We start from the raw sequence: 15,714 nt of genomic DNA, 5'->3' as shown, positions 1-15,714 counted from the left end.
GACACACGACGGCAAGCATCCGATGCCGATGTGTTGTAAATGTGTGTAAGTGCGTGGCCGGGGCGCGGGCGACCCGCGTCATTGACCTCCCCGCCTGGCTTCGGCAAGCTTGACGATTTGCGGGGAGAGCGAATGCGTAACGAGCGCCTGGTCGGCGCGACGTATGTGGCGGTGTCGGCATCGGCTTTCGGTGCGATGGCGATCTTCGCCCGGTTTGCCCGCGATAGCGGCGCGGACGTCGTGACGGTATTGTTCCTGCGCTTTCTGATCGCTGCCGCGCTGATGTCCGCCGTGATGTTCGCGACGCGGCGGCGCTGGCCCTCCGCCCGCAATGCGGCGGTTCTCGTTGCGATGGGTGGGGTCGGATACGTCGCCCAGTCCTACGCGTTCTTCGAGGCGCTCAATTTCGCATCGGCTGGCCTGGTGGCGCTGCTTCTCTACCTGTATCCCGTGCTCGTGACGATGCTGGGCGCGGTATTCCTGCGGAAGCGGCTCACGATGGGGCGCGTGCTGGCAGTCCTCATCGCGCTCGCGGGAACGGCGCTGACGATTGGCGGCGAACTCAGCGGACGCCCGCTGGGGGTCGCCCTCGGCGTGAGCGCGGCGCTGATCTATTCCGTCTACATCCTCGTCGGCACCCGCGTCATGGGCCAGGAGGCGCCCCTGGCGAGCGCGACGGTCGTCATGATTGCGGCTGCGGTGGTGTTCGGTGCCGTCGTCGGTGTTTCGGGCGCCGCGTGGCCGCGGGGGGCGATGGGGTGGAGCGCGGTGCTGCTGATCGCGGTGGTGTCCACGGTCATTGCAATGGTGAGCTTCTTCGTCGGCCTGCAGAAGCTCGGTGCCGCCGATGCCGCAAGCCTGTCCACCCTCGAGCCGGTCGTGACCTTCGTGCTGGCGGCGATCTTCCTCGGCGAGGCAATCCAGGTCAATCAGGTGCTGGGCGGCGCGGTGATCCTCGGTGCGGTGATCTGGCTCGCGCGCCACGCGCCGGCCGACTGAACGGGGAACGCCGTGCGCGCTCCCCATCGAAATCGCGGCGCCGGTCTCAGTCGCGGCGCTTGGGCAGGTCGGGCGTGATGTGGCGCAGCTCGGCAGCGTACATGCGCGAGTTGCGCACGTAATTCGCGGCATTCGTGCGCAGGCCGGCGATGTCCTCGTCGGTGAGTTCGCGGATGATGCGGCCCGGCGAACCGACGACCAGCGAGCGGTCCGGGATGACCTTGCCTTCGGGGATCAGCGCATTGGCCCCGATGATGCAGTTCTTGCCGACCACGGCATGGTTGAGGACGACTGCGTTGATGCCGATCAGCGTATCGTCGCCGATCGTGCAGCCATGCAGCATGACCATGTGTCCGACGGTGACGCCGGATCCGATCTTCAGCGGCACGCCGTCGTCGGTGTGCAGGACGGAGCCGTCCTGCACATTGGTGTTGTCGCCGATCGTGATCGGGTCGTTGTCGCCGCGGATCACGACGTTGTACCAGACGCTCACGTTCGATCCGGCTTCCACGCGCCCGATCACCGTGGCGTTGTCCGCGACCCAGCACCCTTCGCCGAAGCTCGGGCTATGTTCACCCAGAGCGTAAATCGCCATTTTTCCTTTCTCCTTTGGGGCCGGCGATGCGTGCCGGCAGCTCGCAATCATAGCAGGCGGTGTTAGCATTCGGCGCCTGACCCCGACCCGCACCGTTCATGCTCAGCTACCGCCACGCCTTCCATGCCGGCAACCACGCCGACGTTCTCAAGCACTTCGTCCTGATCGAACTGCTGCGCTATTTCAACCGCAAGGACAAGCCGTGGTGGTACATCGACACGCATGCCGGTGCCGGCTGCTATGCACTCGACAGCGAGCAGGCGGGCAAGAATGCCGAGTTCGCCGGCGGGATCGGGCGTCTCTGGGGCCGCGATGACCTGCCGGAGGCCTTGCGCGCCTACATCGACGCGGTCGCCCAGTTCAATCCGCACGGACGGCTGACTTTCTATCCGGGCTCGCCGGCGCTGGCGATGACGCAGCTGCGCGAACAGGACCGGATGCGCCTGTTCGAACTCCATCCGGCCGACGTCGCGCTGCTCGGGCAGACCTTCGCGCGTGACACTGAGCGCGTGCTGATCCGCAAGGCCGACGGTTTCAGCGGCTTGCGCGGCCTGTTGCCGCCGACGGTACGGCGGGCGGTCGTGCTGATCGATCCGCCCTACGAGGTGAAGGAGGATTATCGGCGCGTCGTCGATACCGTCGCCGACGCCATCCGGCGCTTCCCCGGCGGAACCTACGCCGTCTGGTATCCGATGCTCGCTCGGCCCGAGGCACGCCAGCTTCCGGAGCGCCTGGCCGATCTCGGCGCCGAAAGTTGGCTCGACGTGCGCCTCGCCGTGCGCAAACCGGCGCGCGACGGTTTCGGCATGTTCGGCAGCGGGCTCTATATCATCAATCCGCCGTGGGTGTTGCCGCAGGTGCTGGAGTCGGTGATGCCGTGGCTGGTGCGCGCCCTCGGCGAGAACGGCGACGCGGGCTTTGACCTGGAGCATCACATCGAATGAGCAAACGGGACAGCCTCGGCGAGCTGCGCGACGCGATGCGTGCCTTCGCCCGCGAGCGCGACTGGGAGCGCTTTCATACGCCCAAGAACCTGGCGATGGCACTGGCGGGCGAGGCGGGGGAGGTGATCGAGCACTTCCAGTGGCTGAGCGGCGAGGAGTCGGTGGCACTGCCGCAGGCGACGCGCGGGGAAGTTTCGCTGGAGCTGGCCGACGTGCTGCTGTACCTAGTGCGCCTGGCCGATGTGCTCGACATCGACCTCGCGGACGCGGCACGGCGCAAGATGCAGATCAACGCGGAACGTTATCCGGTCGAGAAGGCGCGCGGCAGGTCCGACAAATACGATCGCCTGTGAAATGCGTATGTCTTATAAAATGAACGACTTTTCTGCCGTATAACGGGCCTGCAGTTGGACATCAAGCACATCCACGAAATCGACAAGGCCACGCGACAGGGGCACGCGGAGTTGCTGCGCCTGGGCATGACCATGCTCTTCGTCGTCGGGGTGATGCTGTACGCGGCCGCGAAAAGTGGTCCCGACGGCGGCGTCCTGCTGGTGATCGCTGCCGTTCTCGGAAGCTACATGGCCATGAACATCGGCGCCAACGACGTTGCGAACAACGTCGGGCCGGCGGTGGGCGCGCGGGCGCTGACGCTGGTCGGAGCCTTGGGCCTCGCGGTGGTGTTCGAGGCGGCCGGCGCGCTGATCGCCGGGGGGGACGTGATCGTGACGATCCGCAGCGGCATCATCAATCCGGCGCGCATCGGCGACGGTGAAACCATGGTCTGGGTGATGATGGCGGCGCTGCTGGCCGGCGGTCTGTGGATCAACGTCGCGACGGCGTTCGGCATGCCGGTATCGACCACGCATTCGATCGTCGGCGCGGTGCTCGGTTCGGGCGTGGCGGCGGTCGGGACGGACATCGTGAACTGGCCGGTCGTCGGTACGATCGTCGCGAGCTGGGTCGTGTCGCCCCTCCTGGCGGGAGCGTTCGCCGCGCTGTTCCTGTACCTGATCAAGCGCCGCATCACCTATCAGGCCGACATGGTTGCCGCGGCGCGGCGGACCTTGCCGGGGCTCGTGGCATTCATGGCGTGGTCCTTCTGGACGTTCCTGCTGATGAAGGGCTTCGGAAGCGCATGGGCCGCGGACTTCCCCCTGGCCGCGGGCAGTGGCGTCCTGGCCGCCGGGCCGGTATTCGTCCTCGTGCAGCGCGCCTTGTCGCGTCCGGCTTACATCATCGCGAATACCAAGTCCGGGGTGAATCGACTGTTCAACCTGCCGCTGAGCTTTGCCGCGGCCCTGTTGTGCTTTGCGCACGGTTCCAACGATGTGGCCAACGCGGTGGGGCCGCTTGCGTCGATCATCGATTCGCTGGCCCGCGGGGATGGTGCGGTGTCGCCGATGACGCCGATTCCATTCTGGGCGCTCACGACCGGCGCGCTGGGCCTGTGTGTCGGACTCGCGCTGTTCGGTCCGCGCGTGATCCGCACGCTCGGGGAGGAGATCACCGAACTCGACCAGATGCGTGCGTTCAGCGTCGCACTGTCCGCAGCCGTGACCGTGATCACCGCCAGCGTGCTCGGCTTGCCGGTGAGCTCGACACATATTGCGGTCGGGGGCGTCATCGGCGTCGGCTTCCTGCGCGAGTACCTGAAGGGGCACCACGAGCGGATGCTCGTGTACATGAAGGCTCAGCATCCCGAAGGGGACCAGGCGGCAATCGACGATTTCCTCCGCCGCTTCGAGCGCGCCGGCGTTCCGGAAAAGAAGGCCATGCTGGCCGACCTGAAGGCGCGTTCGAAACAGAAGACGGACCCGGCAAATTTTTCCAAGCGGGAGCGCAGGGAACTGCGCGAGGTCTATCGCAAGGAACTTGTCACGCGCAAGCAGCTGATGCGCATTGCGGTGGCGTGGCTGCTCACGGTGCCCCTGTCGGCGCTTTTCAGTGCCGCATTCTTCGTCATGATGCGCCGCGTGGCGCTCTGATCGCGACGCGGCTCGAATTCACTCCAACGGAGTCCCCATGAGCTTCGCCGAATTGTTAGCGCTGATGCTGCTGTGCCTGTGCGGCTGGTTCTGGCTGGACGGCGTGCGTACCCGGGAAATCGGCGTGCAGGCGGCGCGGGCGGCGTGCCGCCGCGAGGGCGTGCAGTTCCTCGACGAGACCGTTTCCAGCCGTTCGTTCCGGCTCGTTCGCGATGAGGATGGCCGCCTGTGCCCGCAACGTGTCTATGAATTCGAGTATTCGGTGTCGGGCAACGACCGGGTACGCGGCTCGGTGATGCTGCGCGGCAAGGAGGTCGTGATGATCGAAGTCGGTCAGCCGCGGGCACCGGTGTTTACACTGCACTGAGCACGAGAATCAGCGCGGATTGCGGCCGGCGACGGCGTGGAGGAACTCCGCGCGCAAGTGTTCGCGTGTCTCGAATTCACCGGCAAAGGCCTGCGTGACGACGCGCTCGTCGCCGCGCCGGTCCTCGCCCAGCAGCAGGCACAGCTGCTCGGCCTCGATGATGCAGGCAGCGCCGCGCGCGCGGCCGTGCTGCAACAGGGCGTCGGCGATGTCGCGGGTCATCCACTCCTGGTAGGTGAAGCGGTGCCCGATCGCGTCGACGAGGCGGGCGATGCGGCCGAACCCGTGCAGGCGCCCGCCGGGCAGGTAGGCGACATGGGCGACGCCGCGGAAAGGCACGAGGTGGTGGGGACAGACGCCATGCACCGCGATGCCGCGGATCACGATCAGGTCGGAGCGCTCGTCCGGGAAGCCTTCGCCGAGCGCTTCAGCCGGATCGAGTTCGTAACCGCCGAGCAGCCTGCGCTGCCACAGTTCGCGCACGCGAGTCGCGGTCCGGCCCATGTGGGTCGTGTCGGGCGCGATGCCGCAGGCGGCCAGGAGGTCGCCGACCGCACGTTCGAAGGCTGCCGCGTCGAAGCGCCCGCTGCGCGGGATGCCGACCCCGGTGCAGCGCGGATAGGGCGGGTGGTGTTCGTCGGAATCGTTCATCGGGACACTTCCTGCCTCGAGGGAGTTGAACGGCCGGTTCCAGGTGAAGCGGCGCGAGGCTTACATGGTATAGCGCGATCCTGTCCCTGTCCCCACCGCGTTGCGTTCGCGGCCGACCGGCCGCCCGCGGCGCTCACACGGACCAGAGCGGCGGTTCGTCCATCGCGGCGATCTGCTCGCGCAGCTCCAGCACGCGGTCCTGCCAGTAGCGCTGGGTGTTGAACCAAGGGAAGGCGCGCGGGAAGGCCGGGTCGGTCCAGCGGCGCGCGATCCACCCCGAATAGTGGATCAGGCGCAGCGTGCGCAACGCTTCCACGAGGTGCAATTCCCGTGGCGAGAATTCGTGGAAATCCTCGTACCCGGCCAGCACGTCGCCGAGCTGCCGGCTCATGTCTTCGCGCGATCCCGACAGCAGCATCCACAGGTCCTGCACGGCGGGGCCCATGCGGCTGTCGTCGAAGTCGACGAACTGCGGCCCCGGAGCGTCTGCGGATTCGCTCCACAGCACGTTGCCGGCGTGGCAGTCGCCATGCAGCCGGAGGTGCACGACGGAGCCGGCGCGGTCGAAACAGCGCCGCACGCCGTCCAGCGCCTGGTCCACGGTGCTGGTCCATGAGGCGAGCAGGTCGGCAGGGATGAAGCCGTTGTCGAGCAGGTATTGCCGCGGCTCGATGCCGAAAGTCTGGATATCGAGCGTTGGGCGCGCAAGGTAGGGCTGCAGCGCACCGACGGCGTGGATGCGCCCGAGGAAACGCCCCATCCATTCGAGCGTCGCCGGGTCGGACAGCTCGGGGGCGCGACCACCGACGCGCGGGAAGACCGCAAAACGCTGGTCCGCGAAATGGTGCAAGGTGGCGCCGGCGAGCACCAGCGGTGCGACCACCGGAATCTCGCGCGAGGCGAGATCGCTGACAAAGGCGTGCTCCTCGGCGATCGCTGCATCGTTCCAGCGTGCGGCGCGGTAGAACTTGACGACCACCGGCCGGGCGTCCTCGATCCCGATCTGATAGACGCGGTTCTCGTAGCTGTTCAGCGCCAGCATGCGGCCGTCGGGCCTGAGCCCGACACGCTCCAGGGCATCGAGGATGAGGTCGGGGGTCAGCGATTCGAAGGGGAGGTCGGACATGGTCGTCGGCGTCGCGGGGGCAGGATGGGCGCATTCTGTCAGGAATGGCGCATTGCACAAGTGTCGCGGGCACGTCCCCCCGTGAATCGACCGGCGACATTTGCCGTCCGGCTGCGGGCGGCTCAGAATACGGCCCCTTTGCAGCCCCTTTGGCCTGGACACCAGACATGACGCAACACGCCCCCGCCGAACAGATCCCGACCGACTCGCTCGCCGCGCTGGCGGCCGTCGACGTCCAGAAGCTCGCCGCGCGCATGGCGCAGGACGGCTTCGCGCAGGTGTTTCGCCTGACGCTCGACGAGGACGATGCCGGCCGCGCCCGCGGCGTGGAAGCTCTGGCGACGGCGCTCGGGAACTGGAGCCGGGCGGCGGACGGGGATGACGTCCGGGCCTTGCGCCTCGCGATGCTCGTGTCGGGGCTCGACCAGTGGGGCCTCGCGTACAGCCAGGCGTTCGGTCTGGTGGCGATCCCGGGGCTGTCGGAACTCCTCGGTGCGCTTCGCACCGCGCTTGGGCCGGAGCAGGATGCGCGCTTCCAGCGCCAGTTCGCCGCCCTCGACGCCTCGGAGGGCAATGCGATCGATTTCAAGATCGACCTGCGGCGCGGCATCCACCTCGCCCTGTGGCACGCGATGATCGCGAGCGACGAGCCCGATCAGGCAACGGCGATCCTCACGCGACTCGGCGGGATGATGTTCGCGCTGACCGAAAGGATGCCGGTGCTCGGTTGGCGCCTCGTGGCGGATGCGCTCGCGCACATCCAGATCCAGTGTCTGGCCGAGGGTCTGGCCGCCGACGGGTTGGCGCGCGAAATGAACGAGGCACTGTTCGGCGCCTTGGCGAAGGAACTCCCCGCGCAATTCCGCGACCGCGTGATGGCCCATGCGACGCAGGCCGTGCTCGGATGGCAGCAGGCCCGCCGTGCAGGCGGCAGTTCGACGCACTGATTCACCCGATCACTCATCGCAGCAGCGGGACACCGACGACATGGCCCTCAAGGCAACGATCTACAAGGCGGAAATTGCGGTCGCGGACATGGACCGCAACTACTACGGCGACCACAACCTGACGCTCGCGCGCCATCCTTCCGAGACCGACGAGCGGATGATGGTGCGGATCCTCGCATTCGCGCTCTACGCGGACCCCGCACTCGCGTTCGGCAAGGGCCTGTGCGTGGACGACGAACCGGACCTGTGGCAGAAGGATCTGACCGGCCTCGTCGAGCGCTGGATCGACGTCGGCCAGCCGGACGAGAAATGGATCCGCAAGGCCAGCGGGCGGGCACGCGAGGTGGTCGTGCTCAGTTACGGACGGGCTGCCGACATCTGGTGGAACGGCATCCGCGACAAGCTCACGCGGCTGACGAACCTGACCGTGCTGAACGTGCCCAGCGACATCCCGCCGGCGCTCGCGGCGATGACCGCGCGCAGCATGCGGCTGCAATGCACGCTGCAGGACGGGCAGGTCTGGATCACCGACGGCTCCGCAACGGTGGCCGTCGAGCCGGAACGCCTGATGTCGCCGCGCAGCTAGCGCTCTCGGCCCGAATTCGCCACATGTGAGACCGAAGCGCTTGGCATTAACCAGGAGTGTGGGTATCGTCGGATGACGAATGCCGGCGCGACGGGGCCCGGAGCACCGGCCAAGAGGACAGCGCATCGCCGCGTGCGCGACCTGCTGCGGGTGAATCCGGAGTCGCATCGTGAGCTTGTCGAATCAGTTGTTGATCATTGCCGTGCTCATCGCGCTGAGCGCGTTCTTTTCGATCTCCGAGATATCGCTCGCGGCGGCACGCAAGATCAAGCTGCGGCTGATGGCGGACAATGGCGACGCCGAGGCCGCCCGCGTGCTGGCCTTGCAGGCGAACCCGGGGCATTTTTTCACCGTCGTGCAGGTCGGCCTGAATGCGATCGCGATCCTTGGCGGTATCGTCGGCGAATCGGCGCTGTCGCCGGCGCTGTCCGAGCTGATTTCCCTGGTTTATGACGGGCCGCTGCTCGACTCGCTCAGCTTCGTGCTGTCCTTCGCGGTCGTCACCTCGCTCTTCATCCTGTTTGCCGATCTCATTCCCCGCCGCCTGGCGATGGTCGCGCCCGAGCGCGTCGCCGTCGCGGTGGTCAAGCCGATCCGGGTGTTCCTGATCGTCTTCGCCCCGGCCGTGTGGTTCTTCGACGGACTGGCGAATCGCCTGTTTGCGCTCTTCAAGCTGCCCAATGTGCGTTCCGAGGACATCACGTCGGAGGACATCGTCGCGATGGCCGAGGCCGGTGCCGCGACCGGCACCTTGCTGAACCAGGAGCGCGAACTGATCGCCAACGTGTTCGAGCTCGATACCCGGACCGTGGGGTCGGCGATGACCAACCGCGAGAACATCGTCTTCTTCACGCTCAACGAATCGGACGAGAGCATCCGCCAGAAACTCACGGAACAGCCGCACGGTAAGTTCCCCGTGTGCGAGGGCACGATCGACGCGGTGGTCGGCTACGTGGACCTGAAGGACATCTTCGCGCGCATCCTGTCGGGGCAGAAGCTCTCGCTGCGCGCGGACCCGATGCTGCGCAGCGTGCTCGTGATTCCCGACACGCTCACGCTGTTCGAGGCGCTGGACCGCTTCCGCGCCGCGCGCGAGGACTTCGCGCTGATCGTTAACGAATACGCGCTGATCGTCGGCCTGCTGAGCCTCCAGGACGTCATGAACACCGTGATGGGCGAGCTGGGCAGCGCGCTTCAGGAGGAGCTCATCGTCGAGCGCGACGCCGACTCCTGGCTGATCGACGGCATCACGCCGATCGAGGACGTCATGCATGCGCTGGAGATCGACGAGTTCGAAGGCAGCGAGAATTACGAGACGCTCGCCGGGTTCGTGATGTATGCCCTGCGGAAGGTACCCAAGCGCACCGATTCGGTGACCTACCGCGGCTACAAGTTCGAGGTGGTCGACATCGACAACTACCGGATCGATCAACTGCTCGTAACACGAGAGGCCCCGGACCAGCACACGCAGTAGGACGTCACCGTCACCTCAGGATTCGTCGAGCCCGAAACGTATGCCTTGCGCGAGGGGCAGGGCGCCCGAATAGTTGATCGTGCAGGTCGCGCGCCGCATGTAGCCCTTCCACGCGTCCGAACCGGATTCCCGGCCGCCGCCGGTATCCTTCTCGCCGCCGAACGCGCCGCCGATCTCGGCGCCGGACGGGCCGATATTCACGTTGGCGATGCCGCAATCGCTGCCCGCGGCGGAGAGGAAGCGCTCGGCCTCGCCGAGGTCCTGCGTGAAGACCGACGACGCCAGTCCCTGCGGCACGTCGTTGTGAAGCGCGATCGCCTCGTCGAAGCTCGAGTAGCGCAGCACGTACAGGATGGGGGCGAAGGTCTCGCGCCGGACGAGTTCGGTCTGGGCGGGCATCTCGACCAGCGCCGGGCGGCGGTAGCAGCCGCCTTCACAGCCATGCACCGTCACCGGATCGCCGCCGAACACCATTCCTCCGGCGGCGGCCGCTTCGGACAGTACCACGGCCATCGCTTCGCCCGCTGCCGGCTCGATCAGCGGGCCGACGAGCGAGGTTGCGTCGAGCGGATTGCCGACCGGGATGCGCCGCCATGCGGCGCGCAGGCGCCCGATCAGCGCATCGGCGATCGATTCGTGCACGATCAGCCGCCGCAGCGTCGTGCAGCGCTGGCCTGCGGTGCCCGCAGCGGCGAAGAGGATCGCGCGCTCGGCGAGGGCGAGGTCCGCGCTGGGACAGACGATCGCCGCGTTGTTGCCGCCGAGTTCGAGGATAGCGCGGCCGAGACGTGCCGCAACGCGCGGCGCCAGTGCGCGCCCCATCGCACACGACCCCGTCGCGGAAAACACGGCGATCCGCCGGTCGTCGGCGAGCAGTTCGGCGTGCGCGCGACCGCCCGTCAGGAGTCCGAGCAGCCCCTTCGGCGCCTCGCCAAGCCCCCGGCAGGCGCGCTCGAACAGGGCCGCACAGGCGATGGCGCTGAGCGGGGTGCGTTCCGACGGCTTCCACACTACGCTGTCGCCGCACACCCAGGCGAGCGTGGCATTCCACGCCCACACCGCAACCGGGAAGTTGAAGGCGGACACGACGCCGACGACGCCCGTCGGATGCCATTGTTCCATCATGCGATGGCCGGGGCGCTCGCTGGCGATCGTCAGGCCGTGGAGCTGGCGCGACAGCCCGCAGGCGTAGTCGCAGATGTCGATCATCTCCTGCACCTCGCCGAGGCCCTCCTGGCGGATCTTGCCGGTCTCGATCGTGACCAGCGTGCCGAGGTCGGTCTTGTATTCGCGCAGGAGGTTGCCGAAGCGGCGCACGAGCTCGCCGCGCCGCGGCGCGGGGACAGTGCGCCAGGCTTCGAAGGCTTCGTGCGCAGTGGCGAGCGCCGTATCTGCGGCGGGCGCGGAAATCGAAGCGACGTGGCCGATGAGGCTGCCGTCGATCGGACTGCGCACGGCGATGTCGCCGTGGTCGAAGCACTCGGCGGCGACGCCGAAGCGGGCAAGCAGGGACGAGGTCAGCGATGCGAGTTCCATGACGGACTCCGGGGCCACGATGCCCCGTTGACCCCGCGGGAACCCGAATGTTCTATGCGTGCGGCGCGGCGCCTCGCGTGTAGCGGAAAAGCGCTTTCCTGCAGCTGGCGCAGGTCACGATGCGCCGGTCGTCGTCTGCATCGTTGAAGCCGAATTCGCGCATCTCGGTGGATTGACAGTGTGCGCAGGTCACCGACTGCAGCTCGTGCGCGGCGAGATATGCGTCGCGTTCGGGCAGTGCGAGCTGCGCATCCTGATGCCGCATCGCCAGGTGCACCATGGTGAGCGAGGTAAACAGGAAGACGGCCGCGACCAGGACGGGAAAGGGGACGTCGGACATGGGAGCACCCCGGAGTTTGTGAGTTGTCAGCTTACCCCGGTGCAACCGGTTCGTACTTCACCGCGATCAAGTTTTTCACGCCGCGTGTCCGGTCAATAGACGAAGCGCTCGCGCAGATCCTCGAGGTTCAGTTCGGCGAGGATCTGTTCGAGCCGTTCGCGCGCATTGCCGCGGTGCTGGCCGGTGGCGCGGGCGATGATCAGCTCGTTCTTCATCGAGTGCTCCCAGCCGACGAGTTCCGTGACGGTGAGCTGGTAGCCGTGCGATTCGAGCAGCAGGCAGCGCAGCACGTTGGTGATCTGGCTGCCGAACTCGCGCGTGTGGATGGGATGGCGCCACAGCTCGGACAGCGGCGTGCGGCCGAAGGATTCGTTCTTGTGCTTGCGCAGCGTGGCGGCGACCTCGGCCTGGCAGCAGGGCACGAGCACGATGAAGCGGGCGTCTTTCTCCAGCGCGAAGCGGATCGCGTCGTCGGTCGCGGTGTTGCAGGCGTGCAGCGCCGTGACGATGTCGATGCGCTCGGGCAGTTCGGTCGAATGGATGGATTCCTCGACCGAGAGGTTCAGGAAGCTCATGCGCTCGAAGCCCAGCCGGGTCGCGAGCTCGCGCGAACTGGCGACGAGCGCTTCGCGCGTTTCGATGCCGTAGATGTGGCCGCGATCTTGTGCCTTGAGGAAGAGATCGTAGAGGATGAAGCCGAGGTAGGACTTGCCCGCGCCGTGGTCGGCGAGGGTGAGGTCGCTGCGCGTCGACATGACTTCGTCGAGCAGCGGCTCGATGAAGTTGTAGAGGTGGTATACCTGCTTCAGCTTGCGCCGGCTGTCCTGGTTGAGCTTGCCGTCGCGCGTGAGGATGTGGAGCTCCTTGAGGAGCTCGATCGACTGCCCCGGCCGGACGTCGGGGATTGCCGCGGGTGCGGCAGGCGGGACTGGCGTCGTAGACGCCGGTTTGTGGCGCACGCGACTCACTTCTTCTCGTCCCTCACCTGGTCCCACTGGCCGGGAATGCCGAGCGCCTTCCAGCCTTCCATCCCGAGCTTCTTCATCGTCTCGATGTTGCGCTCGTAGATCGCCTCGGCTTCCGGGTAAGCCGCGACCGCACGCTCGATGCTCTCTTCGCGCAGCAGGTGCAGCGTGGGGAAGGGCGAACGGTTGGTGAAGTTCTCGATGTCGTCCTCGGCCGTGTCCTCGAACTGGAAGCGCGGGTGGAAGCTCGCGACCTGCAGGATGCCTTCGAGTTCGTGTTCCTCGATAGCTTCCTCGGCGATGCCGGCGATCTCGTTGAAATCGAGGAAGTCCGGGAACAGGGTCGGATGCACGAGGAGCGTCGTGTCGACCTCCGCCGGATCGGCGGCGGCAAGGAATTCGAGTTCGCGGTCGAGGTCCTCGAGGAAGGCATCGACGTGTTTCGCTTCGCTGACGACGATGCGCACCTGGTTCTTAACATACACCGATTTCGCGAACGGGCACAGGTTGAGCCCGATCACCGCCTTCTCGATCCACTGCCGCGTCGCCGCGATCACTTCGTCACGATTCATTCACCACCCCTCGAAAGGCCGCCATTTTGCCCCAATCGCGGACCGAACGAGGCGATAATGCGCGCCTTGTCCACCGCCAACGTTCCAGATGTCCATCCAGTGGTTTCCCGGTCACATGACCTCGGCGCGCAAGAAGGCGGCCGAGACCATGGCGATGACCGACGTCGTGATCGAGGTGCTCGACGCCCGCATTCCCGAGGCGAGCAGCAACCCGATGATCCGCGAGTTGCGCCTGTTCCGGCAGCGTCCGTGCCTCAAGCTGCTCAACAAGGTCGACCTCGCCGATCCGGTCGCGACCAGGGCGTGGCTGGATTTTTTCAACGCCCAGCCGGGCGTGAAGGCGGTGGCGCTGTCGTGCAAGAAGCCGGGGGACGTCGCGCGCGTGCCGGGCCTGTGCCAGGCGCTGGCCCCGCACCGCAACGACGGCACGAAGCTGCTGCGCCTGATGATCATGGGCATCCCCAACGTCGGCAAATCGACGCTCATGAATGCGCTGCTGAAGCGGCGTGTCGCGGCGGTCGGCGACGAACCGGCGGTGACCAAGCAGCAGCAGACCTTCGATCTCGGTTCGCGCATGACGATCACCGACACGCCGGGCCTGATGTGGCCGAAGATCGAGCACGACTCGGACGGTTTCATGCTCGCCGCCAGCCACGCGATCGGCCGCAATGCGGTGATCGACGAGGAGGTCGCCGCCTTCCTCGGCAACCTGCTGCTCGAACGCTATCCCGATCTCGTCGCCAAGCGCTACGGCATCGCGCCCGAGCGCATGGAGGCGCTCGACGGCGTCGGCGTCGTCGAGACCGTAGCCGCACGCCGCGGCTGCCGTCTCAAGGGCGGGGCGCCCGACCTCGAGAAGGCCGCGCAGATCCTGCTCACGGACTACCGCAGCGGCGCGCTCGGCCGCATCAGCCTCGAAACACCCGAGACGCGCCGCGCGATGCTCGAAGGCGACCGCGGGATCAATCCTCCAGTCGAAACCCCACCTTCAGCTTGACCTGGTAGTGCGCGACCTTGCCGTCGGCGATGTGGCCGCGGATCTCGGTCGCCTCGAACCAGTCGAGATGGCGGATCGTCTTGCCCGCGGCCTCGACGGCGTTGCGGATCGCGGCATCGACGCTGTCGGGAGACGAACCGACGATTTCGACGAGCTTGTAGGTGTGGGCGGACATCGCGCTCTCCTCGAGGATTGAACGGGCAGCGCTCCCAGTATAGAGAAGCGTTCCGGCCTTGCCCGGACGCCGCTGCGTGACGATCCGTGCGTGGCGTGGCGTGGCGTGCGTCACGCTGCGGATGTCGTATTCCGTCCGGCAAGTACTCGGGTCATATCAAGGGGATTTATGTCGGAATCAGGATAGCTTGCGCCGCCGCCTTCCATACCATACCGTATCGAGACCAACGATAAGGACAACCCTCGATGAGAGAGCAGATGCAGCGGATGAAGGTCCTCGCGGCCGGCGTCCTGAGCCTGATCCTGGTGATGGGCGTCGCGCGCTTCGCCTACACGCCGCTCCTGCCGCTGATGCAGCAGCACGCGGGCCTCGGGGTGGCCGACGCCGGCTGGCTGGCGGCGTGGAACTACGCGGGCTATCTCAGCGGCGCGCTGATCGCCTCGATGATCAGCGACCTCGTGCTCAAGGACCGCCTCTACCGCATCGGGTTGGTCGTCGCCGTGCTTACGACGATCATGATGGGCCTCACGACCAGCGTCTTCTGGTGGTCGGTGTCGCGCTTCCTTGCCGGACTGAGCACCGCGGGAGGCATGCTGCTGGGCACCGGGCTGATCCTCAACTGGCTCATCCGTCACCAGCACCGTTCCGAACTGGGGATCCACTTCACCGGCATCGGTCTCGGCATCGCCGGCTGTGCCGCGGCGGTGGCGCTGATGACGCAGTGGCTCGACTGGCGCACCCAGTGGTTCGTGTTCAGTGCGCTGGGCGTGCTCCTGCTCTTCCCCGCATGGCGCTGGCTGCCGCGGCCCGACACGACACCTTTCACCGTCGGCGGCCAGAAAATGGAGGACAACCCGCCCGGCGCCGGCTTCCTGCGCGTGTTCATGGCGGCGTATTTCTGCGCCGGCGTCGGCTACGTCGTCAGCGCGACCTTCATCGTCGCGATCATCGACAAGCTGCCGGGGCTGGGCGGGCGCGGATCGCTCGTGTTCCTCGTGCTCGGCCTCTCGGCCGCACCGGCCTGCATCGTGTGGGATTTCATCGCCCGTCGCGTCGGCTACCTGAATTCGCTGCTGCTGTCCTACGTGCTGCAGATCGTCGGCATCCTGCTGCCGCTCGCGGGCGGCCTGATCCCGGCGTTCGCCGGCGCGATCCTGTTCGGCGGCAACTTCATCGGCGCGGTGAGTCTCGTCCTGACGATGGCCGGCCGCTACTATCCGACGCGTCCGGCGAAGATGATGGGCAAGATGACCATCGCCTACGGGGTCGCGCAGATCGCCGGGCCGGCCGTCACCGGCTCGCTCGCGGCGCGCGGGGGCAGCTACGCCGACGGCCTCTACATGGCGGCGGTGGTGATGGCGGTCGGGACGATTCTGGTCGCAGTGCTCCGGGGCATGGCCGCGCGGTCGCGCGAAAACGCGGTAACGGTGGGTAATCCCGTTTAAAATCGCG

Annotated in this window: 18 protein-coding genes; 10 read left to right on the top strand and 8 right to left on the bottom strand. The window is 66.8% G+C overall.

Annotated elements, in window-relative coordinates:
* The first annotated feature begins 132 nt into the window (after window positions 1-132).
* On the top strand, window positions 133-999 hold the full coding sequence (locus CDA09_RS12400; protein ID WP_121428981.1) for a DMT family transporter: 867 nt from the start codon (window positions 133-135) through the stop codon (window positions 997-999).
* 46 nt (window positions 1,000-1,045) lie between these two features.
* On the opposite strand, the gene CDA09_RS12395 is transcribed toward CDA09_RS12400, so the two are convergent.
* Complete coding sequence (locus CDA09_RS12395) at window positions 1,046-1,594, bottom strand: gamma carbonic anhydrase family protein (protein WP_121428980.1); 549 nt, start codon at window positions 1,592-1,594, stop codon at window positions 1,046-1,048.
* 98 nt (window positions 1,595-1,692) lie between these two features.
* On the opposite strand from CDA09_RS12395, the gene CDA09_RS12390 reads away from it, so the two are divergent.
* From CDA09_RS12390 to CDA09_RS12375, 4 genes are read left to right on the top strand one after another with little or no spacing between them, the layout of a single operon-like run.
* Complete coding sequence (locus CDA09_RS12390; protein ID WP_121428979.1) at window positions 1,693-2,538, top strand: 23S rRNA (adenine(2030)-N(6))-methyltransferase RlmJ; 846 nt, start codon at window positions 1,693-1,695, stop codon at window positions 2,536-2,538.
* On the top strand, window positions 2,535-2,891 hold the full coding sequence (locus tag CDA09_RS12385) for a nucleotide pyrophosphohydrolase (protein ID WP_121428978.1): 357 nt from the start codon (window positions 2,535-2,537) through the stop codon (window positions 2,889-2,891). The genes CDA09_RS12390 and CDA09_RS12385 overlap by 4 nt, the downstream gene beginning before the upstream one ends.
* Before the next feature lie 54 nt (window positions 2,892-2,945).
* Window positions 2,946-4,526, top strand: coding sequence for an inorganic phosphate transporter (locus CDA09_RS12380; protein WP_121428977.1), 1,581 nt, complete (start codon window positions 2,946-2,948; stop codon window positions 4,524-4,526).
* Window positions 4,527-4,563: 37 nt separating this feature from the next.
* Window positions 4,564-4,893, top strand: coding sequence for a DUF3301 domain-containing protein (locus CDA09_RS12375; RefSeq protein WP_121428976.1), 330 nt, complete (start codon window positions 4,564-4,566; stop codon window positions 4,891-4,893).
* Between the two features lie 9 nt (window positions 4,894-4,902).
* On the opposite strand, the gene folE is transcribed toward CDA09_RS12375, so the two are convergent.
* Window positions 4,903-5,544, bottom strand: coding sequence for a GTP cyclohydrolase I FolE (folE, locus tag CDA09_RS12370; RefSeq protein ID WP_121428975.1), 642 nt, complete (start codon window positions 5,542-5,544; stop codon window positions 4,903-4,905).
* A gap of 133 nt (window positions 5,545-5,677) precedes the next feature.
* Window positions 5,678-6,670, bottom strand: a complete 993-nt coding sequence (locus tag CDA09_RS12365) for a serine/threonine protein kinase (protein WP_121428974.1) — start codon at window positions 6,668-6,670, stop codon at window positions 5,678-5,680.
* A gap of 167 nt (window positions 6,671-6,837) precedes the next feature.
* Here CDA09_RS12365 and CDA09_RS12360 point away from each other — a divergent pair, with 167 nt between their 5' ends.
* The 3 genes from CDA09_RS12360 (at window position 6,838) to paeA (ending at window position 9,677) form a co-directional block, all read left to right on the top strand.
* Window positions 6,838-7,617 (top strand): hypothetical protein, encoded by a 780-nt coding sequence (locus CDA09_RS12360; protein WP_121428973.1) that lies wholly within the window; start codon window positions 6,838-6,840, stop codon window positions 7,615-7,617.
* Window positions 7,618-7,657: 40 nt separating this feature from the next.
* Window positions 7,658-8,203, top strand: coding sequence for a YaeQ family protein (locus tag CDA09_RS12355; protein WP_121428972.1), 546 nt, complete (start codon window positions 7,658-7,660; stop codon window positions 8,201-8,203).
* A 169-nt stretch (window positions 8,204-8,372) separates the two neighbouring features.
* Entirely contained in the window at window positions 8,373-9,677 is a 1,305-nt protein-coding gene (gene paeA / locus CDA09_RS12350; RefSeq protein WP_121428971.1) for a polyamine export protein PaeA, read from the top strand.
* A 15-nt stretch (window positions 9,678-9,692) separates the two neighbouring features.
* Here paeA and amaB read toward each other — a convergent pair whose 3' ends face one another.
* From amaB to CDA09_RS12330, 4 genes are all read right to left on the bottom strand, one after another.
* Window positions 9,693-11,213, bottom strand: a complete 1,521-nt coding sequence (gene amaB / locus CDA09_RS12345) for an L-piperidine-6-carboxylate dehydrogenase (RefSeq protein WP_121428970.1) — start codon at window positions 11,211-11,213, stop codon at window positions 9,693-9,695.
* Between the two features lie 52 nt (window positions 11,214-11,265).
* Window positions 11,266-11,553 carry a hypothetical protein gene (locus CDA09_RS12340; protein WP_121428969.1) on the bottom strand — a complete coding sequence of 96 codons (288 nt, stop codon included), beginning with the start codon at window positions 11,551-11,553 and terminating at the stop codon, window positions 11,266-11,268.
* 92 nt (window positions 11,554-11,645) lie between these two features.
* Window positions 11,646-12,512, bottom strand: a complete 867-nt coding sequence (locus CDA09_RS12335; RefSeq protein ID WP_174718487.1) for a class I SAM-dependent methyltransferase — start codon at window positions 12,510-12,512, stop codon at window positions 11,646-11,648.
* Between the two features lie 5 nt (window positions 12,513-12,517).
* The gene (locus CDA09_RS12330) at window positions 12,518-13,090 is read right to left on the bottom strand and encodes a DUF1415 domain-containing protein (RefSeq protein WP_121428968.1); all 573 of its coding nucleotides are present in this window, start codon (window positions 13,088-13,090) and stop codon (window positions 12,518-12,520) included.
* An 88-nt stretch (window positions 13,091-13,178) separates the two neighbouring features.
* On the opposite strand from CDA09_RS12330, the gene ylqF reads away from it, so the two are divergent.
* The gene (ylqF, locus tag CDA09_RS12325; protein WP_121428967.1) at window positions 13,179-14,087 is read left to right on the top strand and encodes a ribosome biogenesis GTPase YlqF; all 909 of its coding nucleotides are present in this window, start codon (window positions 13,179-13,181) and stop codon (window positions 14,085-14,087) included.
* Here ylqF and CDA09_RS12320 read toward each other — a convergent pair.
* Window positions 14,053-14,262, bottom strand: coding sequence for a dodecin (locus tag CDA09_RS12320; RefSeq protein ID WP_121428966.1), 210 nt, complete (start codon window positions 14,260-14,262; stop codon window positions 14,053-14,055). The genes ylqF and CDA09_RS12320 overlap by 35 nt on opposite strands.
* 245 nt (window positions 14,263-14,507) lie before the next feature.
* On the opposite strand from CDA09_RS12320, the gene CDA09_RS12315 reads away from it, so the two are divergent.
* On the top strand, window positions 14,508-15,707 hold the full coding sequence (locus tag CDA09_RS12315; protein WP_121428965.1) for a YbfB/YjiJ family MFS transporter: 1,200 nt from the start codon (window positions 14,508-14,510) through the stop codon (window positions 15,705-15,707).
* The last annotated feature ends 7 nt before the right edge of the window (window positions 15,708-15,714 follow it).

Source organism: Azoarcus sp. DN11 (assembly GCF_003628555.1).
GTDB lineage: Bacteria > Pseudomonadota > Gammaproteobacteria > Burkholderiales > Rhodocyclaceae > Aromatoleum.
This window is presented reverse-complemented; position numbering and strand designations above follow the sequence as displayed.